The following is a 20,872-nucleotide window of genomic DNA, read 5'->3' on the forward strand; positions in this document are numbered from 1 at the left end:
CTCGGAGATGTGTATAAGAGACAGCAGTTGTCTCGACTCTGACGGTTGCGGTTATCGGCTTCGGGATGTATTTGCTGGCAAGGCAGGCAGCTGAGGAGGCAGCAGCGTCGGATGTTGTAGATGTGAGCGACGGAGAAAGAGTCGTTTCTTTTGCGCCAAACCCCCGCCTGCGCAGAACGCAAAAACCCCGCTACTACCGTTTTTCCTATTCCGCCGCCAATGCAGGCGCGGCACGCGAACTCGCCGCACAAGCCGACACGATTTTCGCACAGGTTCACGAGTTGCTTGGCGTGGCGGCCGGAGATGCAATTCAGGTCGATGCATCCGGGTCCACGCAGAACACGCACGGAACCGCGTTCTTTGGTCGGGTGCGCATGATTCTCGACGATGAAGCGCCTGTGGTGCTCGCGCATGAAACGGCCCACGTCGTTTCAAGTCGCATGGCGGGTAACGAGCGCGCCTGGCTCTGGGACGCGGCGCCAGCATTGAACGAAGGACTCGCCACCTGGGTTCACTCGCACTTTGGTGCGACAGAGGAGCAACGAACCGGGCGCCTTGCACTTGCGGTGTTGCATGCACGTCGCGAACTGATCGTTGAGGAGTTTGCGGATCCTGTAACGCTCGGGCGCCTGCGCGATCAGGACATCAAGTATCCGCTGGGTGAGGCATTGATCTCGGCCACCGTGAAGCTGTATGGCAAGGAAGCGGTGCCGAATCTGCTGCGCACATTTGCCGATCCGCGACTGCCGAGCAATCTCCAAGGAATCTCCTTATGGCAGGCGGTGTACCAGACGGCCGGCATGGATCTCGGCGTCGTACTGGATGAGTTTTACCGCGATATCAACTCGTACGGTGAGCGGCATGCGACTGCTATCTCACAACTGCCGCGCCCGCGTGCACGCATCATCACGAACGGTAGGGTTTTCGGTGTGCAGGTTCTCGTCGATCGGCCCTTGACCGAATCGCAGTCGGTGTATGTGCGCTTCAAGCCGGAACCCGACAGTGGGCTGGAGGACATCGATTCGATACGCGCCGAGCCAGAGTTGCCGGTCTGGCGTCACAGCCGCAAGATTCGCGGCGGTGTGATCTGTGTGCAGCCCGGAGTCGCGATTGCCCCATCGCAGGTGTTGTACGAGAGCTGGACGTGCTTGCCGACGGCGGATGCAAGTGAGTGGGTGTCGGAAGACGGCCTGAACGAGGGCGCCGGTCCGGGCTACTAGCTCGATGAGTTCACGTAGCCACAATTGCGCACTGACTGGATTGGCGGCGGACCGGCAAATTGATTCGATGAAGCGCTACGCGCTGTTCCTGCAGTCTCCGTACGGGTACGCGTGCGGTGACCGCGAGATGTCCCTTTTCGGACGCGACCAGCCTTTGGCGGGCACAACCGAGCTGCATTTAAACCCTTCGAGCGGGTTGCGCATCCCAAAGCGATAGGTCTGAACCGCCGAGTCGGAACACATGTCTTTCAACCGCTCGGGCGAGCATCGAAGCTGAACACTGGATGTGCTTTATGAAGAAACTGTTCTGCATCCTGCTCCTTGCTTGCAACTTTGCTCATGGGGAAGCTTCGCTTCCGGCTTTGACTGCCGAACAGTGGCGACAGGATCTCGAGTTTTTCGCCAACGAGATCACGACGAAACACCGGGATCCTTTTCACTTCACCAGCAAGGCCGAGTTCGACCAGGCGGTATCCAGCCTGCGCCAGCGGATCCCGTCGATGAAAGACTACGAAGTTGTCGCTGGCTTGCAGCAGCTGGCGGCCCTCATTGGCGACGGGCATACGTTCCTGGACACATCGGGCTTGTATCAGAGATTTCCGCTGGAGGGCTTCTGGATTGGCAACGATTTGAGGGTAACCCGTGCGGCCCCTGAATACCGAGAAGCACTGGGAGCCAGGATTGTGTCGATCGGGTCCGTATCCATTGGGGAAGTGCAGAAGAGGATTCAACAGTTCGTTCCGCAAGCTGAGAACCAGTGGTACGTGCTGAACAGCAGCGCAAAGCAGATTATGGAAGTCGAGCCGCTAGCCGCCTTGGGCGTCCTTCCGGGTCTGGGTTCCGCGGATTTCACCTTTGAAGATGATGATGGTCGTCGCTTCAAGCTGCGGATTCGGCCTGTTCCTGCAGGAGCCAGCAGGTCAGAGGAGGTCGCTATCGAACCGGTGCCATTGCCCTTTCAGCACCCGGAGGATGCGCTTTGGTTTACGTACCTGGCTGACTCGAAAACGGTGTATGTGGATTTCCGCTCCTACCGTGACCTGGAGACGCAGTCCGCACGGCTTTGGGAATACATCGGAAGCCGCCCGGTAAGCCGCCTGATAATCGATATGCGCTGGAACCAAGGTGGAAACTTCACCAAGGGAAGGGAATACCTCATCTATAAACTCATATTCATGCCCGCGCTAAACCGCGCTGGACACCTTTTCGTGATTACCGGCCGCGGCGCATTTTCAGCTGGCATGACCAACATCACCGATTTTCGCAGAGAGACGGAAGCAATCCTGGTCGGCGAGCCCACGGGTGCGCGCCCGAACGGATACCAGGAGAACCATTTGTTTACGCTTCCATTCTCAAAGCTGCGTGTCTCTTGTTCCATGCTCAAGTACAGATTTCAGCCGGACTCAGAGACTGACGCTGTCTTCCCCGATCAGCGAATCGACCCCGATTGGACGTTGTTCAGGGCGGGAAAAGATGCAGCACTGCAGTGGATATTGGCAAGGCCCTGACTGACCATTGTGCCCCCCATCCCCGACATTCGTGAGTGACAGGTACGGGTCGCAATCTGCCGCCCGCAGCGCTCCTGAGCGCTCTGTAGCTTTCCCGGAGGCCGAGCCCCGCGGACAATCCGCTAACTCTGATCAGTGCACAACAGCCGGAGGGGCTCCGAGGCAAGGGAAATCTGGGCTGTAGCAACCATTGTCAAATCTGATCGTCTCGCAATCTGTCCATCCCGCCTCCTCATTCTGAAGCGCAACGTAGATTGCTTCTTGCTCCTTAATATCCTCACATCTGAGCTGTCCCTGCTGCCCTGGCTTGTTCATGACTTTGTATTGCGCCGAGTAGCTCCACGAATCGTCACTGCTCGTGAACTGAGCTTCGCGATGCAACCTGCATTCGCCGTACGGCAGCTGTTCTGTGACCCACCGTGTCGGACTAGTAGACCCGACAGATTCACGGCGGAACGTTTGGACGTAGGAATGCGCGGAGAGGGTGCACGTTCTTTGCTGTCTGTCATGCTCTCGGGTGAGGTATTCACGCCATGCCTCCCTGTTACGTGTTTTGCAGTAGTCCACAGTCGCCTCCAATGCACCGATGCGGCGTTCCTCGTTTCGCATTCGTCCAGTCGGCTGCGCTGAGGGATCCGGAACTTCCTTCAGAGCATCCTCCAGCGCGCGACTTGCTTCAGCACACCTGCTGTCATCGATTGGGGCCCAAGAAGTGCTGAGGCCCGAAGCCACGCTCGGGTACTGCACTTTGTAAACATCTAGTTGAGTGAAACTGCAGGTAATACGGGACTCAGACGTGCTCTTGCACTCGTACTTGAGTGCGGCCGGATGCGACTGGCTGAATACCATGCCGCTTACTGGCCGTCTCTGCGTGGGTTGCGCCTGCAATCCTGACGCCATGAGCGGCATCAACATCCAAAGTACCGTGCGCAGTGGGCCCATAGGATTCAAGTCCAACGTCCAGTTGCTGCCAACGTACGGTTCTCAGGTCGTGCTTGCAAGACTCCATTCTTCAGAGCGAATCGAAATCATCGAAGGCATGGCATCCATGCCCATTGGCGCTGCGTTCTCACACAGCCTCGGTCGAAAGCTGCTCGCCCGGTGCGGCGCTCCTACGCACGCAGTAGCCTCCGGTGGATGCAGGCAATTCCGCAGAAGCGCTACGCACTGTTCCTGCAGTTCCGGTGCGGGTACGCGTGCGCTGACGGCCCTCGGTTCAGATGCGGCCGATATCGACGCACAAGCCCGCAAGTCCTGACGAGGATTGTCAATCCAATTGACACCGAATATTCGATAGCAGTATGTTTTCTTTCGGCCAGGTGCAGCCCGCCGCTTGCGCTTCCCCTGGGAGGTACGGTGAATGCACTCATCATCAAATGATCTGATCCCTAACCGAACGGCGAATGGATCAGCAATGCAAGCGCTGATCAATCGTGTTCGTCTCGAACGGAGGATCAGTTATGCCCACCTACAAAGACCCCAAGGCGATGGCGAAGTCCCTTCGCGGCTGCCTGGCTGCGAGAAGCGTTTTACTGTCGCACAGCGAGTGCCTGGAGATCGTGGCGAAGCAGTTCGGCTTCGCTGATTGGAACACGCTCTCGGCAAAATTCGACGTGGACTCGGAGCACCTCGCCGGTCCGGAGCAGTCGGAGAGCGCCGCATATCCATCCAAACCGCATGAAGCCTGTCAGGCGGCCCCGACCGCCGCGCCGGGACAGTTGTCTTGTTCGTTCTGCGGTAAGTTGCAGCACGAGGTCCGAAGCCTCATCGAAGGAGGGTGCGGCAACCGAGGCATATCGCCGTGCGTTTTCATCTGCGATGAATGCGTGGCGCTCGGCGCGCAGATCAATGCCGATATGGTTGGCGACGCCATCGGTCCGCAAGATCTGGTCATCCCGTAGCTTTCGGTGTCGTCGACGCAATCGGTCGGTATGTTTTCCGCTGAAGAAGCTGCGCTCGGAACTCAACGGAGCCCAGCAGTCTCCAGCGGAATGGTCACGCAGAAGCGCTACACGCTGTTCCGACAGTCGAGATCCGCGTCCAAGTGAGGAAGAGAGGCGGGGGGCTGGACTTCGAAATCGCGTGACGGTCGGCTGTGTCAATCCGATCAGTCTATCGACCACCACAACTCGAGCGAGAAGAAGCGATTGTCTGAGCGGCGAGCCATCGAGAGAGTGGCTGCCATATCGTGCCCTCCATCTTCCACTTCCAGCATGATCTCGTTGTAAGCGAGATCGGCTCTGATCTTGCCGAGCAACTCCTGCGTCACATCGATAAAAGGCGGAGCCGGCTCCTCACGAAGATAGTCTCCTTGTGAGGACTGAAAGAAGATGGCAAGTGCGTTCACATCGCTGGGCGCCAGCTCACTCGATCTTGCCACGCCATGATCTTCCGGAAGACGGGAGTGCGCTTGGTTGGCAGCCTCCACAAACGTGTACAACAAACCGCCCTCAGAGTAGGCCGCGTGCGACTTATCTTGCAGTTCCTGCAGGAACACTAGCGTATTTGTGGATAGCATGTTACCCCTGGCTGATATTCGAACGAATATTGCGAACTCTTACCAAGTCAAGACTATCAGAGTGCAGCCACGCGCCTGTTTGGCCGCTTGCATCGATCGCATCCGGAGTATCCGACGGATCGAGCGGCTCATTTCGAACCCTGGAATTGAATGGAATTTAGTAGTCTCCAGCGGATTGGTCACGCAGAAGGGATTTGAACCTGCAACTCACACGTTCGCCCAATCCGCTGCAGATCAGCCCGCTGGCAGCTCAATCCGTATTTCGAGCCCACCTTCGTGTTGTTTGTTTTCAATCCGTCCGGACAGATCCGCCACCAGTCGCTCGATCGCATCGCTCACGAACGAGACCGGGCGAGGCTGAGTACGCGTGTCCGTGATCTCGAATTGCACGCGGCCGTCGCTGGTTCGCCCTGACAGGCGAATCTCGCCGCCGCTTGCGAGTGCATCGACGCTGTCCGTCAGCAGCGCCAGGCAAATCAAGCGCAGTCGCGCGACCACGGTCGTCGTTTTCAGATCGTCGTGGAAGTCCTGGCGAACGCGAACGCTGTTGCGAGCCGCATCGTTGGTGATGAAGCGCGCGAGCTCGATGAGCAGCTCCCGGCAGGAAAGGGATTCAGGCTGATGCTGTTCGGGAGCGATGTGCTCCAGCACCCGTTCCAGGCCGCGCTCGTGATTGCTGATCGCCTGTTGAACGAACGTCGTGAGCTGATCGAGCGGCACGGCGAACGGCTTGCCGCTCGTCGTCGCCCGTGCGGCGCGAGTCAGCGCATCGACGCCGCCGAAGATGCCTTGCAGGCCATTGCGTAGATCGTGCGCATAAGCGCGGCGGCAGCGACGGTTGAGAGACGCACGCAGCGCGTCCTCCAGCAAAGAAATATCGTTCACTGTGTAAGTTCTGCGCCGACCCGTAGGGGTTCCGTTAGGAGTCGGACTTTACGACGGTTTCGGCATTCAGTCGCTGCGCTTTTTCCAGAATCCCCTCCAGCGTGGGCAGGCCGATGGGTTTTCTGAAGTGCAGGTCGAAGCCGGCATCGGTGGCGCGCTGGCGATCCTCGCTCTGGCCCCAACCGCTGACCGCCACCAGGAACAAATCCGCACCCCAGGGCTGGCTGCGGATCCGCCGGGCGACTTCGTAACCGTCAAGTATGGGCATGCCGATGTCGAGCAGCGCCACGTCCGGGCGCCAGGCGGTCATGGCCTGCAGGGTCTCCTGACCATCCGAGGCCTTGCGGACTTCATGACCGCAGACTTCGAGCAGCAGCGCTAGGCTCTCCAACGCATCCGCGTTGTCGTCGGCGACCAGGACTCGCAATGCCTGTGTCAGCGGGGCAGGGGCGGTCTCATCGATCGGCATCGCCACCGGCGCGGCGATCGCAGACAACGGCAGGCGAACGGTGAATTCGCTGCCTCGATTCGGGCCGGGGCTGGTTGCGCAGACCGTACCCCCGTGCAATTCCACGAGCTGACGGACGAGGGCGAGGCCGATGCCCAGGCCGCTGGGCAGATGACCTTCATCCTCGTGCACGCGGGAGAACAGATTGAACAGCTTTGACAGCGCCTCGGAGGTGAGGCCGATGCCGGAGTCCTTCACCGCGAATACCGCGTGCCCCTCGTCGACGCTCGCCCGCAGCAGAATGGTGCCGCTCGCCTGCATATATTTGGCGGCGTTATTGAGCAGGTTGCTCAGGATCTGCACCAGGCGGGTCGGATCGCCGTCGACCGTTGCCGTATCGGCCAGACATTCGATCTGCAGTTCATGATGATGAGCCGAGATGATGGGCTGGGCCGCCTCGACCGAGCGATCGAGGATGGTGCGCAACGTCAGCAGCTCTTTATTGAGCTTGATGGTGCCGCGAGAAATACGCGACACATCGAGCAGGTCATCGACCAGACGGCTCAAATGCGTCGTCTGCCGATCGATGACTTCGCGAGCCCAGTGCAGCTGCGGATGGTCGAGCGGCATTAGCGACATCACGTCCACCGCAGCCCGGATCGGGGCGAGGGGATTGCGCAGCTCGTGCGCCAGGATGGCGATGAACTCGTCCTTGTGACGGTCGGCGTCGCGCAGGGCGGCGTTGGCCTGTTCCAGATTGCGATTGGCACGTTCCAGCTCTCGAGCCTTCTCGTGCTGAAGCGTGGCGTTGGCCTCGGCGAGGCTGCGATTCAGCCGTTGCAGCTCCCGGCGCTGCATGTATAGCTCGACCAGCACCGAGACCTTGCTGCGCAGGATCTCCGGGACGATGGGAATCGACACATAGTCGACCGCGCCCAGCCGATAGCCTTTCAAGGCGTCGAACTCGGAGTCGTGCACGCCGGTGACGAAGATGATGGGGATGCTCTCGAAGCGCGGATGATCGTGGATCATGGCCGCGGTTTCGAAGCCGTCCATGCCCGGCATGCTCACATCGAGCAGAATGACCGCGAAGTCGTCCTGGAGCAGGCGCTGCAGGGCCTCCTCACCGGAGCGGGCGCTGATCAGGTTCTGCCCCAGGTCCTCCAGGATGGACTCGTACGAGAGCAGCCTGCCAGGCTGGTCATCGACCAGCAGGATGTTGACTCGCTCGTGGATGGGCGCGGCGTTCACGGTTGGCAGTACTCTCATAAAAGACTCCTTGGCCCTTGGCCACGGAATCCCAATTGAGTTGGTCTTGCGATCATCGCAGGCATTGCGCTCAGGGTAGTCGACAGGTCCGGCTGCGGGTTCATCGCCTACGGTTGCAACCACATTCTTACCAGAGACAGCAACTGCGCGGTGTCGACGGGTTTCGCAACATAGTCGGATGCTCCCGCCTCTAGGCACTTTTCCCGATCGCCTTTCATGGCTTTGGCGGTCAGCGCGATGATGGGCAGGAGTCGGAATTTGGCGTTTTCGCGGATCCGGCGCATGGTCTCATAGCCGTCCATCTCCGGCATCATCACGTCCATCAAGACCAGCGACAGGTCGTCGGTAGACTCCACCAGCTTGATCGCATCCATGCCATTACTTGCGTTAATCACCTGCATCCCGCGGCGTTCGAGCACGCTGTTCAGGGCAAAGATGTTACGCACGTCGTCGTCCACCACCAGCACCTTGCGGCCGTGTAGCGGCTCGTCGCCCTCGTGCAGGGCCTCGATCATCTTCTGCTTGGACAGGGGCAGATTCGTGACCACGCGGTGCAGGAACAGCGCGGTCTCATCGAGCAGCCGTTCCGGCGAGCGCACGCCCTTGAGCACGATGCTCTTGGCCTTGGTGCGCAGCTCCTGTTCCTCGGCCTGCGACAGATCGCGGCCGGTGAACACGACGATCGGGGTGTCGCGCAGTCGGGCGTCGGCCTGGATCTCGGCCAGCAGCTCGAAGCCTGAAACATCGGGCAACCGCAGGTCGAGCACCACGCAATCGAACTGCTTGGTGCGCATGACCTGCAATGCTTCCTGACCGCTGCCCACCGCTGTGATGGTCACATCATCGAAGCCGATCAGCTCGGCGATACTGAGCTGTTCGGCCGGATCGTCTTCCACCACCAGCAACTCACGAACGTTCGCGGCCGCAAAGTTACGGATCCTCTGCAGCGCCCCCGCCAGCTCATCCGTGGTCGCGGGCTTGTTCATGAAGGCATACGCACCGCGCTCGAGGCTGTACTGACGCTCTTCCTCGACCGTGAGGATCTGTACCGGAATGTGGCGGGTGGCCGGGCCTTGTTTCAATTGATTGAGCACCGTCCAGCCCAGCATGTCGGGCAGGAACACATCCAGCGAGATGGCGGTCGGTGCGTATTTGCGGGCCAGTGCCAGTCCATCGGCGCCGGTTTTGGCGACGATGACTTTGAAGCCATTGTCGCGAGCCACGTTCAGCAGCACTTTGCCGTAGTGCGGATCGTCCTCGATGATCAGCAGCACCCGATCGTCGGACTGCAGATCGTTGCGATCATCCACCAGTTCCTCAGCGCGCAGCGGCAGGGGCAACGGCTGGAACTGGGTGGTCTGCACCGGGCTGGCGCCGGGTTGCGCCCTGGGTTGACGATAGGCCGAGCCCACGAAGGTCAGGGGCAGATACAACGTGAACGTGCTGCCCTGGCCCGGCGCGCTCACCAGACGCAACTCGCCACCTAGCAGGTGCGCAAGCTCTCGACTGATCGCGAGACCCAGGCCCGTGCCGCCGTACTTACGCGACGTGCCGGCGTCGGCCTGTTGGAACGCTTCGAAAATGATCCTTTGTTTCTCCGCCGCAATGCCGATGCCGGTATCCGTGACCGAGAACGCCACCACCGTCGCCACCTGGTTGAGCACAGGATGGTCGGGACTCCAGCCCGATGCCGCCGGGCGCACCCGTAGGATCACGCTGCCTTGAGCGGTGAACTTGAAGGCGTTGGACAGCAGGTTCTTCAACACCTGCAGCAAACGTTTCGGGTCGGTGGACAGCTGCCGGCCAAGCGCGGGCTCGAAGTCCGTCGTGAAGAGCAGGGCGCGCGCTTCGGCTTCGTGCCGGAAGTTGCGCTCGATGGTCTCGCGCAGATGCGAGAACAACAGGTCTTCGGATTCCACCGTCACGGTGCCCGACTCGATCTTCGACAGATCCAGAATGTCGCTGATCAGGTTGAGCAGGTCGGTGCCGGCACCGTGAATGGTCTTGGCGAATTCGATCTGGCGCGGCGATAAGTTCTGATCGGCGTTTTCGGCCAGCTGCTGCCCCAGGATCAGAATACTGTTGAGCGGCGTGCGCAGCTCGTGCGACATGTTGGCCAGGAACTCGGACTTGTAACGCGAGGTGAGCGCAAGCTCGGTCGCCTTTTCTTCGAGCGCGCGACGCGCCAGCTCGATTTCCTCGTTCTTGCGTTCCACCTCGGCGTTCTGCTCGGCCAGCAGCATGGCCTTGTTGGCCAGCTCCTCGTTGGTCTGTTGCAGTTCTTTTTGCTGAGTCTGCAATTCGCCCGCGAGCTCCTGCGATTGTTTGAGCAGGCCTTCGGTACGCATGGTCGCTTCGATAGTGTTGAGCACGACGCCGATACTGCCGGCGAGCTGTTCGAGGAACGCCAGCTGCGAGGCGGTGTACTCATGCAACGACGCCAGCTCGATGACGGCCTTTGCCTGGCCTTCGTACAGAATCGGCAGGGCAATGACGTTGCGCGCGCGAGCCGCGAGCAGACCGCTACGAACATGGATGGAATCGAGCGGCACGTTTTCGAGCAGGATGCGGCGGCCATCGGCGGCGGCCTGGCCCACCAAGCCTTCACGCAGCGCATAGACGCGGCGCTCGCCAGGATTGGCGTCGGCGTAAGCCGCAAACTCCTTGAGCACCTTCGCTCGCTGATCCGACTCGGCGATATACAGAATGGCCTGCTGCGCGCCGACCAGCGGGGCGAGTTCGGCGAGCAACATTTCACCCATGGTCACGAGGTCGCGTTGACCTTGCATCATGCGGCTGAACTTCGCGAGGTTGGTCTTCAGCCAGTCCTGTTCGGTATTGCGCTCGGTGGTCTCGCGCAAGTTGCCGATCATGGCGTTGATGTTGTCCTTCAGCTCGGACACTTCGCCACGCGCGTCGACTTGAATGGAGCGGGTGAGATCGCCCTTGGTCACGGCGGTTGCCACTTCGGCGATGGCGCGCACCTGCGTGGTGAGATTCGCGGCGAGCAGGTTGACGTTCGCAGTCAAATCTTTCCACGTGCCGGCGGTGCCGGGCACGTTCGCCTGGCCACCGAGCCGGCCTTCGACGCCCACCTCGCGAGCCACGCTCGTCACTTGATCGGCGAAGGTCGCAAGCGTCGTCGTCATGCTGTTGATGGTTTCAGCCAAGGCCGCGACTTCACCCTTGGATTCCACGGTGAGGCGTTGACGCAGATCGCCGTTTGCCACAGCCGTCACCACCTTCACGATACCGCGCACCTGGTTCGTGAGGTTGTTCGCCATAGTGTTGACGTTGTCGGTGAGGTCTTTCCAGGTGCCGGCCACGCCGGGCACGGTCGCTTGACCGCCGAGCTTGCCTTCGGTACCGACTTCGCGCGCCACGCGTGTCACTTCGGCGGCGAACGAGTTGAGCTGGTCGACCATCGTATTGATGGTCTCTTTCAACTGTAGAATTTCGCCTTGCACGTCCACAGTGATCTTGCGGGACAAGTCACCCCGGGCGATGGCGGTCGACACCTCGGCGATGTTTCTCACCTGACCGGTCAGGTTCGAGGCCATGGAGTTCACGTTGTCCGTGAGATCCTTCCACGTGCCCGCGACGCCCGGCACGATGGCCTGGCCGCCGAGCTTGCCTTCGGTACCCACTTCGCGCGCCACGCGCGTCACTTCGGCGGCGAAGCCGTTCAGCTGGTCGACCATCGTATTGATGGTTTCTTTGAGCTGCAGAATTTCGCCACGCACGTCCACGGTGATCTTGCGAGACAAGTCACCCCGCGCGATGGCCGTGGCCACTTCGGCGATGTTTCGGACCTGGCCGGTGAGGTTCGAGGCCATGGAGTTGACGTTGTCGGTGAGGTCCTTCCACACACCCGACACGTCCTTCACTTCGGCCTGACCGCCGAGCTTGCCTTCGGTGCCCACCTCGCGAGCCACGCGGGTCACTTCGGCCGCGAAGCCGTTGAGCTGGTCGACCATCGTGTTGATGGTCTCCTTCAGCTGCAGGATTTCACCTTTCACGTCCGCGGTGATCTTGCGAGACAAGTCGCCGTTCGCGATGGCCGTAGCCACCTCGGCGATATTACGCACCTGACCGGTCAAGTTGCCGGCCATGGAATTCACGTTATCGGTGAGGTCCTTCCACACGCCGCTGATGCCTTTGACCTCGGCCTGGCCGCCGAGCTTGCCCTCGGTGCCCACTTCGCGTGCCACGCGGGTCACTTCGGCGGAGAAGCCGTTCAACTGGTCCACCATCGTGTTGATGGTTTCCTTCAGCTGCAAGATTTCGCCTTTCACGTCCACCGTGATCTTGCGCGACAGGTCGCCGCGCGCCACGGCCGTCGTCACTTCGGCGATGTTTCGCACCTGGCCGGTGAGGTTGGTGGCCATGGCGTTGACGGAGTCGGTCAAGTCCTTCCAGGTGCCTGCGACACCCGGCACGAGCGCCTGACCACCGAGCTTGCCTTCTGAGCCCACTTCACGCGCCACGCGCGTCACTTCGGAGGCGAAGGAACGCAGCTGATCCACCATCGTATTGATGGCTTCCTTCAGCTGCAGAATTTCACCGCGCACGTCCACCGTAATCTTGCGCGACAAGTCGCCGTTTGCCACGGCAATGGTCACTTCCGAAATGTTTCTCACCTGACCGGTCAAATTGCCGGCCATGGAGTTCACGTTATCCGTGAGATCCTTCCACACGCCACTGATGCCGGGCACGATGGCCTGGCCACCGAGCTTGCCCTCGGTGCCGACTTCACGCGCCACGCGCGTCACTTCGGCGGAGAAGCCGTTGAGCTGGTCGACCATCGTGTTGATGGTTTCTTTCAGTTCGAGAATTTCGCCTTTCACGTCGACGGTGATCTTGCGAGACAAGTCACCACGCGCCACGGCTGTGGTCACTTCGGCGATGTTGCGAACCTGACCGGTGAGGTTCTTGGCCATGGCGTTGACCGAGTCGGTCAAGTCTTTCCACGTGCCCGCCACACCCGGCACGATGGCCTGGCCGCCGAGCTCACCTTCGGAGCCCACCTCGCGCGCCACGCGCGTGACTTCGGAGGCGAAGGAGCGCAGCTGGTCCACCATCGTGTTGATGGCTTCCTTCAGCTGCAAGATTTCGCCACGCACGTCCACCGTGATTTTGCGCGACAAGTCGCCGTTCGCGACGGCGATGGTCACCTCGGAGATGTTTCGAACCTGGCCGGTGAGGTTCGAGGCCATGGAGTTCACGGAGTCCGTGAGATCCTTCCACGTGCCCGCGACGCCGGGTACCGTTGCCTGGCCACCGAGCTTACCTTCGGTGCCGACCTCGCGCGCCACGCGCGTTACTTCGGCGGCGAAGCCGTTCAACTGGTCCACCATCGTATTGATGGTTTCCTTCAGCTGCAGAATTTCGCCTTTCACGTCCACCGTGATCTTGCGCGACAAATCGCCTCGCGCCACGGCGGTGGTCACTTCGGCGATGTTTCGGACCTGGCCGGTCAAGTTCGCGGCCATGGAATTCACCGAGTCGGTGAGATCTTTCCAGGTGCCCGCGACGCCCGGCACCACGGCCTGACCGCCGAGCTTGCCTTCGGAGCCCACTTCACGCGCCACACGGGTTACTTCGGAAGCGAAGGAGCGAAGCTGATCCACCATCGTATTGATGGCTTCCTTCAGCTGTTGAATTTCACCGCGCACGTTGGCGGTGATCTTGCGGGACAGGTCGCCGCTTGCGATGGCGGTGGCGACCTCGGCGATGTTTCGCACCTGACCGGTCAGGTTACCGGCCATGGAATTCACATTCTCAGTGAGGTCTTTCCAGGTACCGGCGGCACCCGGTACTGACGCCTGGCCACCAAGCTTGCCTTCGGTGCCGACCTCGCGGGCCACGCGCGTCACTTCGGACGTGAACAGGCCCATCTGTTCGATCATCGTGTTAACAATAGTCGCCGAGCGTAGGAATTCACCTTTCAACGGCCGACCATCGACCTCCAGCCGCACAGTCTGCGACAGGTCGCCCTTGGCGACGGCGGTGATGGTGCGGGTGACTTCAGTCGTTGGCCACAGCAGATCGTCGATCAGCGTGTTGATCGAGCCTTCCATGTCGCCCCAGGCGCCGGAGCGTCGATCGATGCCGACCCGGTGCCGAGTCTTGCCTTCTTTGCCCACCAGCTGGCCGGCACGCGACATCTCTTCGGACAGGCGCTGGTTCGAAGCAATGATGTCGTTCAGCGTCTCAGCGATCTTGCCTTCGAGGCCTTCGTGATCGCCGGCGATCCGCACCGAGAAATTGCCATCACGCACAGCCTGCAGGGTCAGCAGCAGGTTCTTGAGGTCGAACGGAACCGGCGCCTTCGCACTACCACGCTTGCCATTGGGCTTGGCAACGGCCCGCGCAGTAGGTATTTTTTTCACGGGTGCCTTGGCGATGCGACGACGGACTCTCGCAGGGGTTTGCATTAAAGCTCCGGATGACGGCGAACGGCGCGCGCTGACCAATTTGCTGTTGTTGTTGCGAAGAGGGCGGGACGGAAGCTATCCATTCGATGCAACACGTGCAACCCTTACACTTCCGTTACTCCTACAGCTGAAAGAAAGTTCCTGACAGCTGGAACTTTCATCGTAGGAGGTCGTTTTACGTGGTTCAGCGGAACTTGATTATAACGAGCCAGAGCAGCAAAGGTCGAACGGACGGGAGATGACGGCGGCAGCGATTGATCCAGCAGTCGAGCGGTTTCTTCTCGACAGCATCGACACGGTGCCTCATCTGGAGGCTCTGCTGTTGCTCTTTCAGTCGCCGGCCACTGCCTGGACGGTGGAGGAGCTGGCTGCGCGCATCTACGTCAACGACAAGCAAGCCAGCAACATTCTCGAAGACCTCACGCGGCGGTCGCTGATCGTGCGCGTCGATCAGGCGCCGGCAACGTATCAATACACTCCGCGGTCGCCAGAACAAAGCGCGCTACTTGATCGGGTGGCGCAAACCTATCGCACGCAGCTCGTGCAACTGACACGATTCATTCATTCCAATGCCTCGGGCTCGGTGCGCGATTTCGCGCGAGCGTTCCGACTCAAGGACAGGGACTAACAAATGCTGCCAAAGCTCGTCTATCTGCTGGGCGCCATCTTGACCGCAATATGCGCCGTGCTGCTGTTGCGTGGATTCGCGCGCTCGCGCAGTCGGCTGCTGTTGTGGAGCGGGTTGTGTTTCGCCGGCCTGACGGTCTCGAACGGTTTGTTGTTCGTGGACCTGGTCCTGCTGCCGGAGGACCACAGTCTTTATATGTGGCGCTTGAGTACGGCTGCCGGCGCGATGCTGTTGCTGGTGTACGGATTGGTCTTCGAGAGCGAGTGAGCCATGGTCGAGGGCTTTTTGCTGGGAGTGATCGTCACGGCGTCGCTGACCGCCGCCGGCTTCTTCTGGCGTTTCTATCGCCAGACGCGCGACAAACTGTTCTTCGCCTTCGCCGCGGCATTCGCCATCGAGGGCATCAACCGCATGGCGTTCCTGCTGGTCGATAAGCCGAGTGAGGGCAGTCCCGTCATCTATATGGTGCGGCTGGTCGCGTTCCTGCTGATCCTGGGTGCCATCGTGGCGAAAAACCGGGACGCACCGACGCGCAAGCGGTAGGGCTGGCGTTTACGAGTCAACGCGCTGACCGCTATGCCTGATGTTGCGAGGGTGAGCGGGAGCGATGCCGCTCACCGTATTCCTTCCGATGCGCGGCGCCGACTTCGCGTACATCGGTATCGCTCTTGCCTTCGTCCAGCTCCTTGCGTGCCTGTTCCGCGAGCTCCCGATAGCCCTTGCTGATTCGCCGCAGATCCTCCTCTTCGAGCTCTTCCAGATCGAGCAGGGCCAGGTGCGCGCCATCGATGGAGCGGATCAGCTCGTCGAGCTTGACCTGGATGGCTTCGGAGTCGCGGTTCTGCGTGTTTTGAATCAGGAACACCATCAGGAAGGTGATGATGGTGGTGCCGGTGTTGATCACCAGCTGCCAGGTATCGCTGAAGCCGAAGAGGGGGCCGCTCACGGCCCAGATCACGATCACAGCCAGCGCCGCGCAAAAGGTGGCCGGATGACCGGCGGCACGGGCGGTCGATTTGGCGAAACGGGTAAACCAGGTGCGACTGTGATACGAGGACGGGTGGTGGCTGACCATGCGAAGCTCCAAGACTATTTATTCAGCGCATCGAGTCGGTCGCGAATCAATTGACCGATCTCGGCGACGGTATTGGGCTTCATCACAACGTCTCGCACGCCGATTTGCTCCGCGCGTCGAGCATCCTCGGCGCGGATGTAGCCGGAGGTGACGATGATGGGCAGATCGGGGCGGATCCGCAGCAGCTCCTCGGCCAGATCCAGGCCGCTCATGCCGGGCATGCCAAGATCGGTCAGAACGAGATCAAAGCGTCGGGGATCGGCACGCACGGCGTCGATGGCCTCGGTGGGACGGGTCATGCCGGTGACGTGGTACCCCATGCGTTCCATCATCCGAGTGACCAGATCCACCAGCTGATCTTCGTCATCGACGTACAGCACGTGTTCGCCCCGGCCTGCGGGCGTCGCGCTCGAGACGGGCGTTTTCGCAGCATTCTCGGCCGGGCGCTCGGCCGCCGGAAAATAAAGATCGAACACGGTGCCAGTGCCGGGCTTGCTGTGCACGCGGATGGCGCCGCGATGGCCTCGCACGATGCCGTGCACGACCGACAACCCGAGCCCGGTGCCTTCGCCGTGACCTTTGGTCGTGAAGAACGGCTCGAACACGCGCTCGATCAGTTCGGGGGGAATGCCGGTGCCGGTGTCCTCCACAGAAATGCGCAGATACCACCCGGGATGCAGGTCGGGCGAGGGGCTGTTCAATATCGAATCGATGCGCTCGCTGGCGAGTCGAATCGTCAGCGTTCCGGCGCGGTTCTGCATGGCGTCGCTCGCGTTCTTGCCCAGGTTCATGAGCACTTGATGGACCTGCGTGGCATCCGCCATGACCGGTGGCAGATTCGGCTCGGCCTCCAAACGGATCTCAATCATCCTCGGCACGGTCGCCCGCAACAGGCGTAGTGCCTCTTCGACGACCGGCCGCAGGTCGACCAGATGCTGAATGTTCTGCTCCGGACGACTGAACGCCAGAATCCGGCGCACCAGATCCCGAGCGCGTCCGCTGGCGCGTCTGATTTCATACAGCGACCGTGTTGCCGGATGATCCGCCGGCAGATCTTCGATGGCGAGTTGGGCATTGCCCGAGATGGCGGTCAGCACGTTATTGAAATCGTGCGCGATGCCGCCGGCCAGGGTGCCGAGCGCTTCCATCTTCTGCGATTGACGCAACTGAGCTTCCAGCGCCGCACGCTCCTCATCAGCCCGCTTGCTGCTGGTGATATCGTGGATCGCGACGTTCACGCCGATGATATTGCCCACTTCATCGCGCAGGGCCTGATGATTTCCGACCCAGTATCGCAGCGAGCCATCGGAAGGCGCGGCACTGGCGTACTCGACGTTGGCGAGCGGCTTGCCGGTGCTCAGGACCTGTCTGCAAATCGGCGCGAGCACGCTGGCAAGCTCGGGCGTGGCCTCTTCGATGCTGCGACCGACCAGGGGCTCCGCCGTGTGGCCGCTCATTTCCATCATCTGCTTGTTGATACGAACGTAGCGCAGCTGCAGATCGATCACGCACAAGCCAACCTGCGCATTGGCATAGATCGCCTCGATCTCGATCAGCTGTCGACGCGCGGTTTCCTCGCTTTGCTGGAGCGCTCGCTCGCGCTCTTCGACGGTATCGAGCATGACGTTGAAATCGCGCGCCAGCTGACCGACTTCGTCTTTGCTGTCGCTCGAGACTCGGCGTCGGTAGTCACGCAGCCGCGTCACATCACGCGCCGTCGAAGCCAACGCCTGCACGGGCTCGGAGATCGCACGACGCAGCGTGATGGACAGCATCATAGCCAGCGCAAACAGCGACAACGCAACGGCGCCGAGCAGCGGCGCATATTCCCACATGCGTGCGGCGAGCGGCGTGAGCGTCGTTGCCATCCACAGATCCGTATGCGAGGGGCCTGGAGCGTTGATAGTGAGGGCGGTGAGAAGTCGTCCCTGTGCAGCCAGCCGCGCTCGCGCGTCAGCGTCCGAGAAATCAACGTGCATCGCGCCGGGACTGAAATACTCGGCGAAGACCTTTCCGTCCTTCACGATCGCCAGCGACTCGATATTCGGATCCAGCCCGAACGCATTCAGATACTGGTTCGCAGTACGCACATCCTGAAACTCCACGGCCGAGGTCACGATCGCAGCGATGCTCTCGCCTCGATCGCGAGCTTGGGTGACGGCCCGGGGCCGATAGGTGCTGAAGTCATAAATGGCCGCGGCCGCCACCGCGAGCAGCAATGCCACCACGGCTGTAACGCCCACGATCAGCAGTAACCTGCGTTGCAAAGGCAGATTGCTGAAGGCGAAGGGTGTCATGCGGTTCCTCTTGGCTCAGATGCCCGGGGCTTTGCGATGAACCTTGCGAGCCGCCACCAGCATTTGCGAGCTCGCGGACAAACCGGCGCGATGCATCGGCGGCAGGCTCGCCTCGAAGCGGATGCGTGCCTGGCCTTGGTCGACTTCGCTGACGAAACACAGCATGGCGCCTTGTTCGAGGGCACCGGGATCTTCGGCAATCGTGAGCACCGGGCGGTCATCCAGCGCATCGATCCACTCACTGGTGCGCTCACCTTGGGCGCCGATGAACACCACGTGGCATTCATTCGCCGCAGCCACGTTCGACACGCGTTGCACCGTCAATGGACGATCCTGACTGCGCTGTCCGTCCAGGGTGTCATCGAGCACCGAGCCAAACGGATCATCGCCCAGCACACACACAACAATGGGCGCCGTCGGCGTTTCGAAGGCACTTTGCGGCCACTCGACATAGCGCGTGAACAACAGGATGTAACCGGCTTTGATACTGTACTCGGGCGCAGCGGTGGCATTCGCCGCCAGCAGCGCGCCGGGGAAGAACATCAGCCAAAGCAGCCAGCGCATGGGTCTACCTGCGCCACGTCAATGCGAGATAGACGCTGCGCTGGATATAGGAATCGATGGGAAAGGAGGTGGAGCGAAATTCCGCATGACGAGGCTCCCACAGATTCTGGCCCACGAGCGCAAGCTTCACACCTTCGGTCAATTTTCTGGCGACGCGCACGTCCGCGCCGACGTAGCTGTCCACGTTCTGGGCGGGCAAGTCATCGACATAGCGCAGGCCGACGCCGATTTCCCAGTGCCGGCCCAGCTCCAGATTGGAACGCAGCGATGCCTGCACTTGTGCCGTCGATCCGGAGATGTTGCTGGCCAGCGGCAGCTCGGCAGGCACCACCTTCAGATCCAGGTACGAGACCTCGCCGAACAGGCGCCAGCGCGGCATCGGTTGCCACATTCCCGTGAGCTCCGCGCCATGCGCATGCGCCGAGCCGACGTTGAAGGGGATGAGCGCCAGCAGCCAGAAATCCGGGGCCTGCGTGACGGTGTCGAGCGGCTGCTGCTCATACAGGATCAGGCGCTTGTAGTCGTTGTAGAACAGCGCGGCGCTCGCCATTGCATCGCTGCCCCAGCGGCCGCGCCAGCCGAGCTGATAAGCAACCAGATCCTCCGATTCCAGGCTGTGACTGCCCAACACTTCGTGGATGACGGGCGGGGAGCCCGGCCCGAAGCTACCCGGCGGCGAGACTTGATTGACGAAGGTTCGGGATTCATCGGCGACGGTGGGCGTGCGTACCGCCCGTCCCACGGCGGCCCATAACAACTGCTGGTCGGTAAGGCTCCAGCTCAGCCGCAGGTCAGGTTGCCATTCCGTCCCGGTGAATGGGTTGTCCTCCACGCGCACGCCGAGCGTCGCACCGAATCGTTTGTGGAATTGCACCTCATCCTGCAAATACACGGACCACTGGTGCAGCGTTCGGTCCCTCGGCGTGAATGTCAGTACGAACGTCGGGGTGGTCTCATGCTCGATGTAGCGATAGATCGCGCCGGCGGCAACATTGTGAGCATCGCCCAGCCGCGTGACGTAGCGAACGCCGATATCGAGTGTGTTGCTCTGCTCGTTGGTGGGTTGCAGTTGCCGCTCGAGTCGTTCGAACCAAGCGCCGACCGCAACCTCCGAGCCTTCGGGAAGCCGACGCGCCCAGCTGGCCTGCACGAAGCCGCCGTGGTTGTAGCCTCGCGGCGGGCGCGTCTGATAGGGCGGCGTGGGCGAGGGAATGAAGCCTGGCTCGTCGAAATTGCCGGACTGAGCCTCGGCTTTGACAAAGATCCGATTCGCCGCGTCGTCACGATCGTAGCGAAAGCCGATACGGCCCATATCCCAGGCATCGCCGGTCGGCTGGCCATTGCCCAATTCAGTGTCATCGTAGCGCGAGTAGTCGGCGTACGCGCGATACCAAGCGTTCTTGCCGGCCGTCCCGCCGTATCTGAAGCTGCCGAACGCTTCGTCTTCGGTGCCGGTGCCGACCGTCAGCGCCGTGCCCATCGTGTCGCGTGCCGATCGCGACAGGATGTTCACGACGCCGTTCATCGCATTGGCGCCCCACACCGAGCCTGCCGGCCCGTTGATCACCTCGATGCGGTCGAGATCCTGATCCAGCCATGCGTGCTGTTCCCAGTACACCCCCGACCACAGCGGCGTGTACACCGAGCGGCCATCGACCAGCACCAGCAGCTTGTCCACGGCGATCGTGTTGAAGCCCCGCGCGGAGATCGACCATTGATGTGCATTGAATTGTGACACCTGCATCCCAGGTGCGTAGCGCAACGCGTCTGGAATATTCCTGACGCCGATGTAGTTCAATTCCTCGGCGGTGAGCACCGTGGCGGCGGCGGGCGCGGTGAATTGCGGCCGCGCCGTGCCCGTGACCGATGTGACGGTGAGTCTGGCCAGCTCCTCGAAGGTGGGATTGCGAATGACGACGTTGGCCGCGAACGCGCCGCCGGCGATCGCGCTCAACTGGATCGCAATCCCGACTCGTAGCGATGCTTTTGGAGCGTTCACGCGCCGGCCTGCGGACTTCTCTTC

General features: G+C 61.1%; 14 protein-coding genes. 6 read left to right on the forward strand and 8 right to left on the reverse strand.

Going from position 1 to position 20,872, the window contains the following annotated elements:
- Positions 1-122 precede the first annotated feature (122 nt).
- The 3 genes from D0550_RS33610 to D0550_RS37050 all read left to right on the forward strand — a co-directional run bounded on the left by D0550_RS33610 (position 123) and on the right by D0550_RS37050 (position 4,629).
- Positions 123-1,220 (forward strand): hypothetical protein, encoded by a 1,098-nt coding sequence (locus D0550_RS33610; RefSeq protein WP_153067475.1) that lies wholly within the window; start codon positions 123-125, stop codon positions 1,218-1,220.
- A 293-nt stretch (positions 1,221-1,513) separates the two neighbouring features.
- A complete protein-coding gene (locus D0550_RS33615) occupies positions 1,514-2,728 on the forward strand; it encodes a S41 family peptidase (RefSeq protein WP_153067476.1) in 1,215 nt (404 codons plus the stop codon).
- Positions 2,729-4,161: 1,433 nt separating this feature from the next.
- On the forward strand, positions 4,162-4,629 hold the full coding sequence (locus D0550_RS37050) for a glyoxalase superfamily protein (RefSeq protein WP_349770761.1): 468 nt from the start codon (positions 4,162-4,164) through the stop codon (positions 4,627-4,629).
- 206 nt (positions 4,630-4,835) lie between these two features.
- Here D0550_RS37050 and D0550_RS33630 read toward each other — a convergent pair whose 3' ends face one another.
- From D0550_RS33630 to D0550_RS33645, 4 genes are all read right to left on the reverse strand, one after another.
- Positions 4,836-5,225, reverse strand: a complete 390-nt coding sequence (locus tag D0550_RS33630) for a hypothetical protein (protein WP_153067477.1) — start codon at positions 5,223-5,225, stop codon at positions 4,836-4,838.
- A gap of 255 nt (positions 5,226-5,480) precedes the next feature.
- Entirely contained in the window at positions 5,481-6,131 is a 651-nt protein-coding gene (locus tag D0550_RS33635) for a sensor histidine kinase (RefSeq protein WP_153067478.1), read from the reverse strand.
- Between the two features lie 34 nt (positions 6,132-6,165).
- On the reverse strand, positions 6,166-7,848 hold the full coding sequence (locus tag D0550_RS33640; protein WP_116813555.1) for a response regulator: 1,683 nt from the start codon (positions 7,846-7,848) through the stop codon (positions 6,166-6,168).
- Between the two features lie 107 nt (positions 7,849-7,955).
- Positions 7,956-14,285 (reverse strand): HAMP domain-containing protein, encoded by a 6,330-nt coding sequence (locus D0550_RS33645; protein WP_116813556.1) that lies wholly within the window; start codon positions 14,283-14,285, stop codon positions 7,956-7,958.
- 238 nt (positions 14,286-14,523) lie between these two features.
- Here D0550_RS33645 and D0550_RS33650 point away from each other — a divergent pair, with 238 nt between their 5' ends.
- The 3 genes from D0550_RS33650 to D0550_RS33660 are packed head-to-tail and all read left to right on the forward strand — an operon-like array spanning position 14,524 to position 15,456.
- Positions 14,524-14,913: a hypothetical protein gene (locus tag D0550_RS33650; protein WP_116813557.1), complete on the forward strand. Its 390-nt coding sequence runs from the start codon at positions 14,524-14,526 to the stop codon at positions 14,911-14,913.
- A gap of 3 nt (positions 14,914-14,916) precedes the next feature.
- On the forward strand, positions 14,917-15,180 hold the full coding sequence (locus tag D0550_RS33655) for a DUF5985 family protein (protein ID WP_206606715.1): 264 nt from the start codon (positions 14,917-14,919) through the stop codon (positions 15,178-15,180).
- A gap of 3 nt (positions 15,181-15,183) precedes the next feature.
- On the forward strand, positions 15,184-15,456 hold the full coding sequence (locus tag D0550_RS33660) for a DUF5985 family protein (RefSeq protein ID WP_116813558.1): 273 nt from the start codon (positions 15,184-15,186) through the stop codon (positions 15,454-15,456).
- 31 nt (positions 15,457-15,487) lie between these two features.
- Here the strand turns inward: D0550_RS33660 and D0550_RS33665 are convergent, their stop codons facing one another.
- The 4 genes from D0550_RS33665 to D0550_RS33680 are packed head-to-tail and all read right to left on the reverse strand — an operon-like array spanning position 15,488 to position 20,848.
- Entirely contained in the window at positions 15,488-15,988 is a 501-nt protein-coding gene (locus D0550_RS33665) for a low affinity iron permease family protein (RefSeq protein ID WP_116813577.1), read from the reverse strand.
- Positions 15,989-16,002: 14 nt separating this feature from the next.
- Positions 16,003-18,285: an ATP-binding protein gene (locus D0550_RS33670; protein WP_116813559.1), complete on the reverse strand. Its 2,283-nt coding sequence runs from the start codon at positions 18,283-18,285 to the stop codon at positions 16,003-16,005.
- A 15-nt stretch (positions 18,286-18,300) separates the two neighbouring features.
- Positions 18,301-18,849 (reverse strand): TOL_0243 family YfiR-like periplasmic protein, encoded by a 549-nt coding sequence (locus tag D0550_RS33675; protein WP_116813560.1) that lies wholly within the window; start codon positions 18,847-18,849, stop codon positions 18,301-18,303.
- Positions 18,850-18,853: 4 nt separating this feature from the next.
- A complete protein-coding gene (locus D0550_RS33680; protein ID WP_161966213.1) occupies positions 18,854-20,848 on the reverse strand; it encodes a TonB-dependent receptor plug domain-containing protein in 1,995 nt (664 codons plus the stop codon).
- Between the last annotated feature and the right edge of the window lie 24 nt (positions 20,849-20,872).

Source organism: Steroidobacter cummioxidans (assembly GCF_003104955.1).